This window comes from Sulfurospirillum diekertiae, assembly GCF_011769985.2.
GTDB classification, from domain to species: domain Bacteria; phylum Campylobacterota; class Campylobacteria; order Campylobacterales; family Sulfurospirillaceae; genus Sulfurospirillum; species Sulfurospirillum diekertiae.
On sequence record NZ_CP039734.2, the window covers coordinates 2,022,752 to 2,037,853 of the forward strand.

Below are 15,102 nucleotides of genomic sequence, written 5' to 3' on the forward strand. Positions count from 1 at the left end.
CTTCTCCTTGCTAACATTTGAATTATTATATTACAATACTTTTATGAACGAGACTAAAACAATTTTGATTTGCTACGAGCAAGCACCTTTTTTACAGATTCGCCAAACACTGCAGAGTGAGCGCGCTTATGAGGCACATGCACACGCAGCACTCTCCATAGGATTTATGCTCGAAGGCAAAACGTGCTTTCAGACACCTGAGGGAGAGTTTTTGCTCGAACATGGCGCCCTTGCCATCATTCCACCTCACATCCAACATGCGTGCAATCCTATTGCGCAAACGAGACGAAGTTACATTATGGTCTATTTAGATGCGAACTTTTGTACGCACATTCAAGCCAAACAGTTTCAAGAAACCACAACGCTGTTGCCACTGACTACACCGTTGGTATTTCATAAGGCTTTATTTGAGGAGTTTGAGCGCATTATTACAGCGCTCATAAAAGGTTTTTCACCTTTACATGTAAAGGCATTGGAAGCATGGGTGGAGAGCTTTTTTTGGCTCTATACGAAACAAGGAGTGAGTCAACACAAAGACAATACCCTTCAAGATATGGCACACTTTTTAGAAAGTCGGCTGGATGAAACACCCAGTCTCTGTGAGCTTTCCAAACGTTTTGGACTCAACCCCTATGTTCTCACACGCCACTTTAAACAAACCTACGGTTGCACACCCAAACACTATGCCATGGATGTGCGCATCGAGCATGCGAAGCAGTTACTTCACGATGGCACTCCCCTTGCCCTGTGCGCGCAATACTGTGGCTTTGTCGACCAAAGCCACTTCCACCGCTTTTTTAAACGCCGTACCGCTCTCACCCCCAAAGAGTACCAAGTCAATTTTATACAATAACTTTTTTCGCATTTCGTTTATGCTTACATGTAAAAAGGAGTTATATGTTTGAAGTAGAATTCATCACCCTCACCTCTATCTATTTTTTAGCACTTTTAAGCCCTGGGCAAGATTTTTTTCTCATTATCAAGCATGCATTAACGCACGGATATAAAAAAGCATGGTGGAGTTGTCTAGGGATTGCCAGTGGAAACGCGCTTTACATCGCTTTAGCGTACATGGGGCATGCGTATTTAAGTCAGTACCCATTGATCGTTTCATTCATCGAAATCGGTGGAGCACTTTTTTTACTTTACCTTGGCTGTCTCCTGCTTTTTGCACCCAAACCAAGTCTTGAAAATTCTTTACATGTAAAGCGTCAAATGGCATTTAAACTCTTTGCTCAAGGGTTTTTGTCTGCCTTACTCAATCCTAAAAATATTCTCTTTTATTTCTCACTGCTTTTTACCATTGTTAAACCCGAAACAGCTTTACATGTAAAGATGGTGTATGCGGTATGGATGGTCACAATGTTGCTGGTGTGGGATATGTTTGTAGCGTTTCTATTTGGCAATCAAAGAGCTTTAAGACTTTTGCCTTACCTCAATGTTGTTCAAAAAATAGTGGGCATTGGGCTGATCGGCTTTAGTCTCAAATTAGCTTTTACTTTTTATAAACAGTGCGAGTTGTGAGTCAATGTTGCGAATATGAAGATCCAAACGATCCGCAACACCGTTTTTAATATAATTCTTTGCAAACAAGGTATTGCCCTGCATTGCCATTGCTAAGAACTGGCTCATCTCGCCAAGAATTTTTTGGTGCTCCTCAAAGTGTTCAAAATAGCCTTGAAAATTAAGCTCTTTCATAATGCGCTCTTCATTGGCAAAATGCTCTTTGGTATGGTGAATCAGCGCGCTAAATGATTCAGTAAAATGAGAGTAGTCAAAAGTGCTGAGCAATTCATCACACTCTGCATGGTAAACATCAAGTTCGGGACAGTTGAGGCTGAGCATCTTTCACTCCTTTTTAAGACAGTATAGCCTTTTTGAGGGGGAAAGCGTCACATTTAGGTGTTTATTTTTTATTTTTCTACTCTTTTTAAGATGGTTTGAACAAGGCAATCCGCAAAAGTAGTGTAGTATTTAGGGTGTTCAAGCACTTAAATGATGTGAGTTATCTGCAAGGTCACGTTAAGACCACCCATACGAATATTTCGGTTTATTCTTAGGGGTACGCAAGGGATTTTCAGGTTTTGAAAAAATGCTTTGAAAGTGCCTAAAATATGGGCTTTGTGGCGGACAGAGAGGGATTTGAAAAAACCTTACCCTTTTTTAGTGCATTTCAATCTTTATATTTTCGTTGTTTGATAGGTTTTTTTCTTTTTCTTTCTTAACCTCTGTAAATTTTTTTGGTTCGATTTCCTTCATTTTTACTGTTGTTTTTATTGGTTCTTTTTTAATTTCATTTGGTGTTTGATAGAGTGAAAAACCTATTATAAAAATGATTATATAAATTACTGTATTGATTGGTCTTATTTTAATTTTTGTTACATAACTTAGTATGCTTAAAATTGCGATTGCTATTAAAAATATAAGAATTAATTCTTCAATACCTTTTGAATTTGATATTGATTGAAACATGCCTTGTGTGATTGTTTTTTCATTCATTTATAATATCCTATACTCGTTGATGTCCCAGGGTGTATTTCTTCTTCCTCTTGTATTTTTTGAGTAGGTATTTGTTTTTGAGGAGTTTGTTGAGACATAAGATTAATGGTAGTTTCTTGTTTTGAGGGTTCTATTTTTGGTGGTGTAATGATAGGTTTATTTGAAATGATTTCTATATTTTTTGTCATTACTTGTTGAGAGGTTTCTTCTATTTTTTGTGTTTGGATTGGCTTTTGTAGGTCTGTAGTTGTTGTTTCTTCTTTTTTGAGTCTATCGTTAAATGCTTCATTGGGTTTTTTGTGAATACCGCTTAAATTCATTACAATAATATATCCTATCAAAAGAATAATTGGAATCAATGAAAGACGAGGCAATTTTTTATTATTCTTGTTTGTTAAAAACTTTCCATTAGCTTTTTCTTGGTATTTTTGTTTTCGATACTTTTCTATTAAATCTAATGAATCATCATCATAAAACACTTTTTAGCACCTTGTTGTATTTTATTTGATAATTTTATATTCCATTGAGCCTATGTAATAATAAGGTTTTTTGTCATGATCATCATATCTTGTCTTTAGCATAGAAAAATTTTGTCCTGCGCTTAGTTGTAAGTCATTAATACTTTTACTTTGTCCATCTAATGAAGCACTAAGATGTTTTATTAAAACTGTATCTGCAGACATGTTTGTAATAATGATTTCTCCGCTTAATGGTCCTTTATAAAAATACGCACATACTTTTTGATCTGGTAAATCACATGGTGGAATTGCATACATACTTGTGAGTAATCCAACAAGGATAAGTATTTTTTTCATTCTAGCCCCCTAGTTTGTTTGTGTAATATTAATATTATTTAGCTTTGAGTCATTTATTTTTTCTATATATTTTGTTCTTGTGCCAATTGAATTATAGCTTTTATTTTTCTTTATATTGGTGTGTATGAACATACTACTTCTTCAATAAGTGTTTCTATGTTGAATTAGCACAGTATTTGGGACACTCTAGCACTAAAATGATCTATGATGTTTATGTAAGTTATCTTCAAGGTCACTTTATGACCTTCAATACGAATATTTCAATTTATTCTTAGGGGTACGCAAGGGATTTCCAGGTTTTTAAAAAGTGCTTTGAAAGTGCCTAAAATAGGGGCTTGGTGGCGGACAGAGAGGGAGCATCGGACAAACTCTCTCAAAGTGCCTAAAATACGAGATTCCAAAGCCTCCACTGATTTAGCGGATAGCGATGGTGTCATAGTTTTTTCCTCCTAGTGTCACACTGTTTTTATGGGAAAATACTACATTAATAACCTTAATCTAACTTTATTTGATACCTATTTTTTAGAACATCAATATCATCATTATTAAAGAATGGTAGCTCTTTTAGTAGAACTTTTTGTGTGATTTCTGGTGGTAAACGATATTCAAATTGTAGCTGTGAAGTAGGGTGTTCACCTATGCTACAAAAGCACTGCAAAGGCTTTAAAGCGTTAAATTCAGAAGGTAGCACGATTCTTTTTAGCTTCTCTTCTTCCGTTTCGCTCACTCTCTCTGAATTGTCACCTCTCGAAATTGATTCACGCATTCTCTCGATTTCTTGTTCATTAAAGTAGCGTGAAAGCCATTCTGCGCCATCTGGTTCATTATATTGAAAGATGAACTTGTTAGATAAGTGCTGAAATAGCTCTCTCATTCCTTCTTTCTTAATTAGTTGCTCTAATTGTGGCAACGATTGAGTGGCTACTATTGCGGAATAACCAAAAGAACGGCTCTCAGCTAGAAAATTACCTAGCTCGCTTATTAGTTGTTTTCCGAGCTCATGGTTTCCATCACTGCCCAAGCTTTGAATTTCATCAAACATGAGAAAAATACGTCTATTGGAAGGCTGTGAAAGGCTTGTTCCACGTTTAAAAATTAGATTAATGAATAGTGAAAAATAGGTGGTATATGCACCTGCCATCTCTTTTGTGTTCACTATGAAAAGCCGTCTGTCGGGGTTTTCATCAATGGTTTTGAAGAATGTTTTAATCGAAAAATTGCCTTCTGTGAAATAGAATTCTCTCTTGCTTAAACCTCGGAACACTTTGTTAAGTGTTGCCATTACGCTATTCCCTTGGTTATCAAGCCCACCAGCTCCGACGGTAAGGGCATTTGCTACGTTATTATGTAAGCCGTATTTGATTACCGTTTTATCTTTTACAAGAGTATTTCTAAGGGTTAAACCGTCTCCATTTGCTTGTATAAAATCGATTAAGAATTTGTTATTAGCATTACTTGCCATTCCACAAACAGCGACCAGAACGGCTTTTGTAACGGCTTGTGCTTGCTCTTGGAAGTGTGCATTCTTACTGTCTGAATCGGTAGGACACAAGCTTTTAGCGAAAAATTCGACCATTGATTCGTTTATAGTGCCGTTATCTTCGAGTAAATCATCGAAGATGTTCCATTTGATACAGTTCTTATCAAGAGGATTGAATAGAAAATCTTTTCCACTCGTTCTGCGATATAGACGTGTCGTGAAATCTGGTTTCCTGTCATAAATTATGAATGTATAGCCGTAATCTGAAACGCCTTTGTCGATTTGAACACCATATTTATCGAAGTTACCAAACAAGAGATTAAAGATACCCTGCGTTTTTCCTGAGCCTGCTTTACCTAAAAATAGAAAGTTACGTGGTATCTCTTTGAAAGGTATCGGCATTCTCTCATGTGCTAGATGAACGAGTGGTGCATCTTTCTTTATTTGCATATCTTTTGTGATTATCTTTTTAAGTTTATCAGCATCTATACGAACAGCACCCCTTTTTACTGTCTCTTTTTTTATCTTATTGTGGAAGAAGCAAACGAGAGCAAAGGAAAGAGTAAAATACGTTAAAAAGGCACTTAGATTGTAAAGTAAGAAGCCTTTTATACTGTCCTGCCACAGCTCATCTGTAAGAGGTGGAAGTTCATCTGGAAGAAGGCTTTCTATATGAAAAAATGGTAAAGGTAAGATGTCTCTAGTTGTTAGAAGCCCAAGAAAAAAGGCGACAAATCCCGCTATTATCGCCCTTTGCTTCATTTTCATAAAGAAGTTATCCATTAATTGCCCCCAAATTTGAGGTCAAATTTGCCTTTCATTTCACTTTTTACATCTTCATTTATAGTTGCTTTTGGTTCTTCGTCCTTAATTTCGATAATTTCATCATCAAAATAGGTTTTAATCGGTATTATTTTAGATTCTTTGTATCTAGTATAAAAACCCTCTGCAAGTATCCCTAATAGCCCTAAAATCGATAGTGAGATGCCCGAAAGGGTGAAGCTTGCAAAATCAATTTCGACCATTTTAAACATCAATAAAAACATTAAAATAAGAGCTACAAGTACACCTAAAATGATTTTATCTATTCGTGGAAGGGGTAACATTAATTCACCCCTTTTTTATCTGCTTTCTCGATTAATACATCGATTTTTTTATTCATTTCTACTGTTTGCACAAGTTGGGTAAACATTAAAATAGCAAAGCCATAAATCATTAAAATTAGAATTATGTTAGTTTTTTGAATTTCTTTTTCTAGCATTCTAAACCTCCTTGAATTGCTCTTTCATCGGCTTTTTCGATGTTCTTTTCAATCTCTTTTTCTTGAAAGATGGATTCTGTTTTATCACCTACAATCTCTTTTAATAGGTGCATTTGCTCTTTGTTCATCATTACATCTCTGCCGTCCTCACTGTGAATAAAAACGTGTGCGTGTGGTATTTCATGGTCTGTGTGGACAGCAAATTTGTATCCAAAATCTTTATCTGTCAAATCTTTGAATGTATCCATAGAATATTTAATTAATCCTACATATTCATCTCGAGAGAGAATTTGACCTGTCGAAATAACATTTCGTGAAGAAGCATTTAATCCGTCATTTTGAAGCTCTTTTCTAAAATCTTCAAACTCTTCTCTCGTCATTCTTTCCCCTGATTCATCATAAATATTTGATAAATCAGTATCGTTTTTAATATCATCATTGCCATGATTATTCATATAATTGAGGCTAGCTGAACCGTGAGAACCGATTGATTTTTTTGATGAGCGTTTGCCGTCTGCATTCATCTTACCAGCTATTTCATAATTTCTTTTTAAGAAAATTGACATTCCCCCCACTACTACACCGCCTTTTTGAGATGGTGTTCTTATACCTTGAATACCAACATTTAAAGATTCTTTGTGGCTTTTTATTGAGATTCTTTTCTCTTCTGTTCTTGAAAATACAGCTTGTAATTTTTCAAATCTTGCCTCTTTTGGTTCTTCCAATTCTTTAATTCGTTTAATAAATTTCATTAATTCACCTCGTCTTTGATAGTTGTTTTTAATGCTTCAAGAGCTTTGTTGATTCCTAGATTTTCATCTTGATTAATTTGCTCTTGATTAAAATTTGAAACACCTTTGTATAATTGGTAAGTGTGAGAATAAACCCTCCCGAGAAATTTAAAAAGGTTAATATTAATACCTGCAATTCTATTGCCTTGATTCCTGATTTCTTCTCGAGTAGCTTTCATTTCATCTTTGAAAAGCTGTTTCATATCTTTTAAATTTTGAGTGTTTTCTAGACCTTTCAGAACTAAAATTTCAATAGCTTCATTATAAGAAGCTTTTGAAACTGACCTGTAAGCCTCAATTAATTTATGTAAATTTTCATCAATGCGTAAAGTTTTATGTATTTTGTTGTTCATTCAATTTTCTCCACATTTGTAGCACACGAAAAGCCCTGAATTTAGGCGTTTTAGTGTAGTTGTGAGCACAATTTGTGCCACATATTTTGAATAAGAACACATTTGTGCTCTTAAAAAAGCCCTGAAAAGCGATGTTCCTGCAAGGTTTGTGGCACATTTGTGCCACATCTTATCTGTGCAATACGCTCTCTATTTCATCTTTTTTATACATAACATTTACTCGAATCACTAGTAAAACATATACTACGACAGCGGGAAGAAATACATTGTCGCAAAACGCTTTTTCTGAAAGTTCAGAAGCCGTGAATAGTTTTGTGATAACGTAAATAACTCCCAAAAAAACGCTAACTGAAATTAATTTGTCGATAATTTTTAATATTTTTTCCATTGTGTGCCTCCTATAATATGGCTTGTTTTGGATTGTTAAAATCAAATTCTGCATCTGAATTTGAAACCTTTTTTGCTTCTTCCTCATCTTGCAACTCATCAAGATATGCAAAAAATTCAATATAATCTTCTGGGTAAAATTCTTTAGTATTTTTATCAAGAATGATAGTATTCACCGCTTTTTCTGTTACTCTTGCCACAGTTTCATTAAATGGAATGTACCCCATAAGCTCATTTAAAAATTTCTCTGTATCTTTGATTTCAGAAATAGGCTCACCTATTTTTCTGTATCTCTTACCTAGCGACGAAGTAGATTTTCCGAAGAAAGAATCTATGTCTTTATTTTTTTTGTTTTGTGTGGCTTTGTCATATCCACCTAACAAAGAAAGAGCAAAATCAAAATCGAAAGTGAACATCTTTCCACTGATAAAGCCAAAGAGAAAAGATTTTAAAGATTTCTCAAAATCATCACCTCTATAATCCGCTTTTAATTCCACAAATTGAGCATAAAGAGATTCCACAGTTTTGCTGTTTCTATTCACTTTTAGATCATTCGCTAGTGTTTTCAATGAAGATACAGAAGCGTTTGAAATAACTTTCTTTGCTTCTGTGCTAAAAGCTAAAGAAGCTTTGTTAAGGTCATAATCAAGTGAAAAGATAAAATCAATAAAAGAATCAGCCTCACTTTTGATTCTATTGATAAAATCAATCATCGAAATTTGAAGTGTATTTTCAACAGCAGTTCTCAAAGGTACACTAGACGTTTCAATAACTACAAAACGTCTATCTGATGGCTCGATTACGAAAGGTACTTCATGGTTAGAGAACATCAATGAATTAAAATATGAAGGCTTCATTGTGCTGTTAACGCCTTTTGCTTCAATTTGAAGCATCGATTCGCTTATATAGCCTTTCAAAAGGTCGCTGGTAGTATTTGATTCGTTGAAATTACCTTTAATCTCATTCCATGCTACAAATAAAGTATGATCTAAGTATGAATTGAATTTACCTTGCAATCTTGCATTATCAACTGTGATAGCGTGTTTTTCGCCTAGTGCTTTTACTATAAAATTGTCATAGAATACGTTTTTACCTGCACCTTGAATGCCTTTCAAGATGTAACACACACCTAATTTTTTTCTTTCGTTAAAACAAGCTGATAGCCAGTTCAAAAAATGCAAGATATGTTCATCATTTGAATTGAAGAGGCTTTGCAACAAGAAATAAGTGTTCGGGTAGCTTTTCACTGCTTCCATGCTTAATTTTCTCATTCTGTGGCTTCTCGGAGCATCTTTTACATATTGAGTAGCTGAGAACGTATTAAATTTGTTGTCTTTGATTCTTTCCACTTCTTGCGGATTAAAAACAACATCAAGAACAGGCAATTTTTGAAGCATGGCACTTGTTACCTTGCTTTCTCCAAAATTTGAAGCAACAAAAGCGGTGGCTGTTTCTGTGTGTATCAATGATATTTCATCACCTTTGAAAAAGTTGATGCCATTGATTGAGCGAAAAATAAAACTAGAATCTGGAAGAATACCTGTTCTGATAGAGTTCAAGATTTTATCTTGTTGTGCTAGTGAGCTAAGTTCTGAAAGAGCTTCGTCTAATTGTTGCGGGTTGAGTTTTCCTAACTCATGGGTTAAGTGAGAATATTTCATTCTATTTTCCTATAAATTTGTAGAGCTTTTGAAAAGCTCGAGTGGTTGAATCCCTTTAGTGGGAAAAACTTTAAAACCTAAAACTTAGATGAGTTATAGGATTGTATTTTGTATATTTAAGCAAAACGAAAGAATTATATCAGATTTTTTTAAGTTTGCGGTAATTTTCTGCTATTTTTAGTGTACTTTAAGTTTTATTATGATAATAGCGGTGTTTTTTGCCACTTTTGCCACAGCACTTCAAGGTTTTGCCACAGCATTTTTCCATTTTGCCACAGCACTGCCACACGATTTGGCACTTTTGCCACAGCACTGCCACAGCACTTATATCTCTACTATTCCCTATTCTAGGGGTTTAGAGAGTAATATATATATATTTCATAGAGTTTTTTTAAAAATCGTAGTGGTAAATTGATTTTATTTTTTTACAAAGGAAGTGATAAAGCGTTTTTCTGTGGCAAAAAATACAAAAATGCTTCAAAAGCCCTAAAATAGGGCAAACAAGAAAAAAAGTGCTGTGGCAGAGCTGTGGCAAACCCCCGTTTTGCTGTGGCAGTGCTGTGGCAAAAGTTCAAAAATTGCCACATCTGCCACACAACTTGCCACATCACTTGCTCTTTTTAACCACACTTTTAAAATAAAGGTGCGATTCGCTATATTTTTCTCATTATTTCTTTAAAAAAGGTGCTTCTGTGAAGAAAGTTTTTGTCTTTTTATTATTGGTTAATGGCTTATTCGCCACTGAGATTGTTGTTGATGGGAAATACTCATCATTATTGGGAAATCCATATAAAGCTAAATTAGAGGTAAAATCTTCTGATCTTAGCATTATCAGTGGTTCTTCTAACATTATAAACGCTGTTGTTACTACAAACAAAAATGATTTTGGTTCAATTTATCGCCAACCAGAGTTTACCATTGCTGCTTCTTCTTGTAATAAAGTATTAAAAAACTTTATGGCTGAAGATTATAATATTGTTTCTACATCAGAGAACAGTGCTACTTGTGAAATTGAATCATTGAAAGTAAATTTAACATATGCATTCAATAATGATTCACATTTAAACGTTATCTCTACTATTGAAGTAGAAACAGGTATTGTTATTAAAATTGTAAAAAATGGTGTTATAAAAGAAGTAAGAACAAGTGATAAGCTTGATCAAACTCTTGGACGTGATGGTAAAAACTATATGAATTCAATCAGAACAGATATGAAACTTGATAGTAAATCTACTGAAGAAAATATTCAGATGATTTTAGAAAATTCTATTTATAGAATGTTAAATAATACAAAAGGTTAAAAGATGAAAAATGTAGTTATTTTTTTATTGGCGCTTATGCCATTTTTGTTTAGTGGCTGTGCAAAACATTATGCTTTTAATGAAGAGAATATTGGTTTGCAAAAAAATGATTTTTATTCAAAAATTGAGAAACAAGAAGTTTGTGTTGTATCAAGTAGTAAGATTATTACAAGGATGCCAAGAGACAATGCTTTAGCTGGGGCTCAAACTATGGATCTTGATGTTAACAATGTTGCTACTGGAGTTGCAAAGAAAAATTTTGAACAATATTTTAAAAATGTAAAAACAGTTTTATCTGAAAAAGATTGTAAAGGTCTTGTTATTGTACCAGATGTAAAAGATTATCATTTTTTATTTGAAAATTTTACAGGAAATTCAGGCTTTATAAAATATGATATTCAAATTTCAGTATATTTTAATGGAAAAAATATTTCAAATAAATTATATCATATTGAAGATAAAGATCATATAATTATTAAAATAGGTCAAGGATTCAAAAAAAATAGTGATTATATTGATGAATTATTTCATAAATCATTGTTCAATCTATTTGAAACACAAATCAAACAAGACATCATTAACGCATTATAAGAAGTTCCTAAAAGGAACTTCTCCCTCAATTAATTTGTAATGTAATACAAATAGACACATTTTCAACTTTTTTTTGCAGAATTGCATTTTATGCTCATTATTTTTTCACAGCATCATATAACTATGATGTAAAAGGTGAAACAGATGTAGGAAGAAAAAGCCTTGATAATTTTTTAAAAAATATGAAGCTATCCTCTCAAATTTTGTCTATCATATTTTGAAAAACATTTTCAAAATCCAAAGCTCTTCTCTTTCCACAATGAATTCAAAACTGAAATTAAAAATGAAGCTATCCTCTCTCATTCCTTCATCAAAATTTCAAAAGCAATTTCAAAAAAAATCACAGATATAACTCTTAAATAAAATTAAAAATGAAATAAAAAAATCACTCACTCAATCATTACCTTACCTCCAATATTTCAAAAAAATTTTAATAAGACCAAACTGAAAAAATAAGGGGCACAATACGCCACCTACGGTGGATTTTAATTTCATGAAAAGCCCTTCAAATCGATGTATACATCGATTTTCAGTTTTTAAAATTTGTATACAAATTGATTTTAAACCCCTTCAAAACATCGATGGTATCGATGTATACACTGTATTACAGCAAAGTTTTTCAAAACAGGCATATTTTAGGCTTTTTTCACTTTCTGTTTTTACTCACTTGTTCTCAAAAAACCTTTTAGGTTTTTCCTTCATTATGGAGGTAAAAATAATGGAAAAATTCTTTAAAGTGTTTCTGGTTTTTTGGCTTTTTGTTGGTTCATTTGCGTATGCAGATGATTACCTTGTCACTGTGAATTCAGCTTACGAAGTTGATTATATGTTCACAATTTTAAATGCTATTTCGATGATCTTTCATGACGAAAGTTATCTAAAATTGCTTAAACTTCTCGTCCTTTTTGGTTCAGCTGTTGCCTTGTATCAATGGGCATTTTCTCCAAATATTGAAGGCGGGAAATCGTTCACGAAATATCATATCTTCATTACTTTATTTCTCGTTGCTGTGTTCTCAATGAGTAGCACAATTTTCGTAAAAACTGAAAATTATCCTATGTATTATGAAGATAATAGCACGTCACCGACCACAGGAATTGCAGTAAAAGTTCCTTCTGTTGTTGCTTTTTCTTATTCCTTTTTGTCTTCATTTGGTCAAGAAATGACAGGATTATTCACAACAGCTGTAAGCGATGTGGGAGGTGGTAGCTATTCGATTTCTCGTGGTGGATATGCTTCTTCAATTAAAGATGCTATCGATATTTTAAATCAGAACCCTTCAAATGCTTCACCTGTTTATGCAAACGATGTGGAAGCGTTCTTCTCTGATTGTATTTTTATCCCTTTTTCAAGTAAAGAATCTGACGGAGTTCGCCATATTTCAGCCATTTTCAAAACAAATAACATAAAGAATTTAATTTCAGGATGGTATGCGAGCGGTGAAACTGTGGGAGGAATAGATGCAGGTTCTTTTTCATCTGAGAGAAACGGTGCAATGTATTCATGTAGCTCACTATGGGATAAAATCGTAAATGAGGATATGACAGAATACACATCAAATTTTTCAACAGTGTTTAAAAATGCTGATGACAGGGATGTCGGATTTCTAACTAAATCATATGGCTTACCAAAATCAAATTTCGATGAAATAGCTATTCAAAGCGGTTTAATTTATGCCGTAGCAAATAATAAATCATTGCCTATGGGCATCACATACGCACAGGGAAAAGCTAGGGCGGAATTTAACCAAAATAACTTTTCAAATGGTTATTATATGGCATCTATGCTTCCCAAATTGCAGGGTTTTTTAAGGGCTTTAATTTATGCTCTTTTTCCTCTTGTTTTTGCTCTTGCCTTTTTACCACATAACATGGGTATTATCAAAAACTACCTAAAAACAGCGGTATGGATTGAAATGTGGGGTGTCTCTAGTGCTATTCTAAACTTCTTTCTTATTAAATATGGTGAAGGCTTTATTTCTGGCGATGTCACTGTTAATTCTAGTGCCTTCATGTTGTCAGAAAGTGCCAATCTTGCTGGCATTGCAGGCTATTTATACCTTTCTGTGCCTGCCATTTCATACGGTATCTTATCTGGTTCACTAACTGCTCTTTCAAGTGTAGCTAGTGGGCTAACTAAAAATGCTCACTATGAAAGTGGCGCACTTGCCACAGATGCCCAAAAATTGGCATCAAAAGAGACAATGAACGAAGAAACTGGCGGTAATTTTTCATTTGCCGAAGCTTTACACTATAAAAATATGCAAGCGGGACAAAAAGAAGGAATGCAAACCGCAACAAACTTTTCTAATAACTACAAAGATTTATTAAAATACGATGCTAGAAACCCCTACAACAGCATGAATGCGAAGATGGGAACAGCGGGTTCTTTTGATGAAATGATGAATCAAGAAGTAAAGAAAACAGGGCTAGATTTTGCCTCACTAATGGGTTCAAACAGCATTAATTCAAAAGAAACAGCCTTCAAAAGCTCGGTTGCTGACATTCGTTCCAAAGTAGCATCAGCGATGATGGAAGACAAATTCGGTGCTAATTTAACGGAAAATGCTTTCACCAGAGACAACGAGAGCCTCATTAAAAATATGACAAGACAAAACGAAATCGGCACACAAGCGCAACGTGACAACTTCGCAAAACTTGAAGCGACACAAGATTACCTAACACAGGAACGCCCCAATGCCTATAGAAACGACAGAAATGGTGATGGTGTGGTATCACGTCAAGAAATGATGTTCGAGGCAGGATTGAACGCACAGCAAGCTAAAATCGTCATAGCGGATAAATTCGCCAATCAAGAGGCTCTAAAAGCAAGTGCAGAAGCTAATAAAAACAGTTCTAATGATAGCATTAGAAACGCACAGAATGGCTTCTCTTCAATGTTCGGAGATGTTGCGGGTGCAAGTGCCACAGGACGTAAATTCTCGCAATTTAGCGACAATAACAACATGAGAAAAGATGTCTCACAAATTGAAACACAGCTTCACAACGGTATTTCAAGTGAAACGGTGGGTGCTTTTGGTGGTATCTCAAAAGTGGGCGACATCAAACATCAACAAAGCGAAAGCGAAACACTAGGTAACATCGTTCCTCAACTTTTACAAAATGAAAGTGAGATTGCTGATAAATTCCGTTCAAAATACGGTGAAAATGCTGATTCAGCGATGTTCTCAGCGTATGGAACACGTGGTATCTTTAAATCAGATTTAACGCAATCATTATTAAATAAGGAGATTTCTGGCATTCAAAATGGTGCATCAGCACAGTTGCAAAGTGGGTTAAATTCATACTTACAAGCTCACACAAGCGGTTCACCACTCGAATCTGGCTTAATGAAGACGTATTCAGCTCTTCACGCTAATTATGAAAAGGCGATGAAAGCAGGCGATACAAGACAAATTCAAGCGATTGAAAGTGCGATGAATTCATCGACAATGCAACCTTTGAAAGAGTTGGCAGGACAATATTTAAACAGCTCAGAAGCTCATAATATCGCTTCAAACGCTTCTTCTGCGGTAAATGGCGTATATGCTAAATATGAGAATATGGGTGTAATCAAAAGAGATGGCGGAAGTGTTTCATACCTCGACACTCAAAAAGCGATAGAAAGCGCATCTGGTGCGGATAAAGTGGCATTAACAACACGTTTAAAAAGTGGCTTAGATGGTCTTTCAGTATCCACAAACAGCATCGATGGAAGAGAAACAAAAGTTACTCAAAATCTTGCAGGTGAGAACATCACAAGCATCTCGAGAGCATCACACGAATTCAGCAACAGTGGAAATTATAACAATGATATTTTATATCATGCAGGAAATCACATCGACGGTGAAACACTAGCCACTGGTGTTTCCACAGCTTCCACACTTTTAAAAGTTGGCGGATTAACTAAATTTCTTGTCAAGTAAAAAAAAACGGAGAGTAATTTCTCCGTTTTGTCAAAATG

At 34.5% G+C, this 15,102-nt stretch carries 17 protein-coding genes; 6 read left to right on the forward strand and 11 right to left on the reverse strand.

Annotation, left to right across the window (positions count from 1 at the left end; all coding sequences use genetic code 11):
• Nucleotides 1-43: 43 nt before the first annotated feature.
• Entirely contained in the window at nt 44-853 is an 810-nt protein-coding gene (locus FA584_RS10355; protein WP_167749401.1) for an AraC family transcriptional regulator, read from the forward strand.
• Nucleotides 854-897: 44 nt separating this feature from the next.
• Nucleotides 898-1,524 (forward strand): LysE family translocator, encoded by a 627-nt coding sequence (locus tag FA584_RS10360; RefSeq protein ID WP_167749402.1) that lies wholly within the window; start codon nt 898-900, stop codon nt 1,522-1,524.
• Here the strand turns inward: FA584_RS10360 and FA584_RS10365 are convergent.
• From FA584_RS10365 to FA584_RS10415, 11 genes are all read right to left on the reverse strand, one after another.
• Nucleotides 1,489-1,845 carry a bacteriohemerythrin gene (locus FA584_RS10365; protein WP_087439161.1) on the reverse strand — a complete coding sequence of 119 codons (357 nt, stop codon included), beginning with the start codon at nt 1,843-1,845 and terminating at the stop codon, nt 1,489-1,491. The two genes, FA584_RS10360 and FA584_RS10365, sit on opposite strands and share 36 nt — an antisense overlap.
• Nucleotides 1,846-2,163: 318 nt before the next feature.
• Nucleotides 2,164-2,499 carry a hypothetical protein gene (locus tag FA584_RS10370; protein ID WP_167749403.1) on the reverse strand — a complete coding sequence of 112 codons (336 nt, stop codon included), beginning with the start codon at nt 2,497-2,499 and terminating at the stop codon, nt 2,164-2,166.
• The gene (locus FA584_RS10375; RefSeq protein ID WP_167749404.1) at nt 2,496-2,978 is read right to left on the reverse strand and encodes a hypothetical protein; all 483 of its coding nucleotides are present in this window, start codon (nt 2,976-2,978) and stop codon (nt 2,496-2,498) included. Before FA584_RS10375 ends, FA584_RS10370 begins: the two co-directional genes overlap by 4 nt.
• A 21-nt stretch (nt 2,979-2,999) precedes the next feature.
• Nucleotides 3,000-3,314: a hypothetical protein gene (locus FA584_RS10380; protein WP_167749405.1), complete on the reverse strand. Its 315-nt coding sequence runs from the start codon at nt 3,312-3,314 to the stop codon at nt 3,000-3,002.
• A 493-nt stretch (nt 3,315-3,807) separates the two neighbouring features.
• Complete coding sequence (locus FA584_RS10385) at nt 3,808-5,577, reverse strand: type IV secretory system conjugative DNA transfer family protein (protein WP_191342049.1); 1,770 nt, start codon at nt 5,575-5,577, stop codon at nt 3,808-3,810.
• On the reverse strand, nt 5,577-5,900 hold the full coding sequence (locus FA584_RS10390) for a hypothetical protein (protein ID WP_167749407.1): 324 nt from the start codon (nt 5,898-5,900) through the stop codon (nt 5,577-5,579). Before FA584_RS10390 ends, FA584_RS10385 begins: the two co-directional genes overlap by 1 nt.
• Complete coding sequence (locus FA584_RS10395) at nt 5,900-6,055, reverse strand: hypothetical protein (protein ID WP_167749408.1); 156 nt, start codon at nt 6,053-6,055, stop codon at nt 5,900-5,902. Before FA584_RS10395 ends, FA584_RS10390 begins: the two co-directional genes overlap by 1 nt.
• Nucleotides 6,049-6,807, reverse strand: coding sequence for a hypothetical protein (locus FA584_RS10400; RefSeq protein WP_167749409.1), 759 nt, complete (start codon nt 6,805-6,807; stop codon nt 6,049-6,051). The genes FA584_RS10395 and FA584_RS10400 overlap by 7 nt, the downstream gene beginning before the upstream one ends.
• Nucleotides 6,807-7,199, reverse strand: coding sequence for a hypothetical protein (locus FA584_RS10405; protein WP_167749410.1), 393 nt, complete (start codon nt 7,197-7,199; stop codon nt 6,807-6,809). Before FA584_RS10405 ends, FA584_RS10400 begins: the two co-directional genes overlap by 1 nt.
• Nucleotides 7,200-7,368: 169 nt before the next feature.
• On the reverse strand, nt 7,369-7,587 hold the full coding sequence (locus tag FA584_RS10410; RefSeq protein ID WP_167749411.1) for a hypothetical protein: 219 nt from the start codon (nt 7,585-7,587) through the stop codon (nt 7,369-7,371).
• 10 nt (nt 7,588-7,597) lie between these two features.
• Nucleotides 7,598-9,247 carry a primase-helicase family protein gene (locus FA584_RS10415; RefSeq protein ID WP_167749412.1) on the reverse strand — a complete coding sequence of 550 codons (1,650 nt, stop codon included), beginning with the start codon at nt 9,245-9,247 and terminating at the stop codon, nt 7,598-7,600.
• 199 nt (nt 9,248-9,446) lie between these two features.
• Here FA584_RS10415 and FA584_RS10420 point away from each other — a divergent pair, with 199 nt between their 5' ends.
• From FA584_RS10420 to FA584_RS10435, 4 genes are all read left to right on the forward strand, one after another.
• Nucleotides 9,447-9,662: a hypothetical protein gene (locus FA584_RS10420; RefSeq protein ID WP_167749413.1), complete on the forward strand. Its 216-nt coding sequence runs from the start codon at nt 9,447-9,449 to the stop codon at nt 9,660-9,662.
• A 277-nt stretch (nt 9,663-9,939) separates the two neighbouring features.
• Nucleotides 9,940-10,548 (forward strand): hypothetical protein, encoded by a 609-nt coding sequence (locus FA584_RS10425; protein WP_167749414.1) that lies wholly within the window; start codon nt 9,940-9,942, stop codon nt 10,546-10,548.
• A 3-nt stretch (nt 10,549-10,551) separates the two neighbouring features.
• Nucleotides 10,552-11,139 (forward strand): hypothetical protein, encoded by a 588-nt coding sequence (locus FA584_RS10430; RefSeq protein ID WP_167749415.1) that lies wholly within the window; start codon nt 10,552-10,554, stop codon nt 11,137-11,139.
• A gap of 493 nt (nt 11,140-11,632) precedes the next feature.
• Complete coding sequence (locus FA584_RS10435; protein WP_167749416.1) at nt 11,633-15,064, forward strand: conjugal transfer protein TraG N-terminal domain-containing protein; 3,432 nt, start codon at nt 11,633-11,635, stop codon at nt 15,062-15,064.
• Nucleotides 15,065-15,102 lie beyond the last annotated feature (38 nt).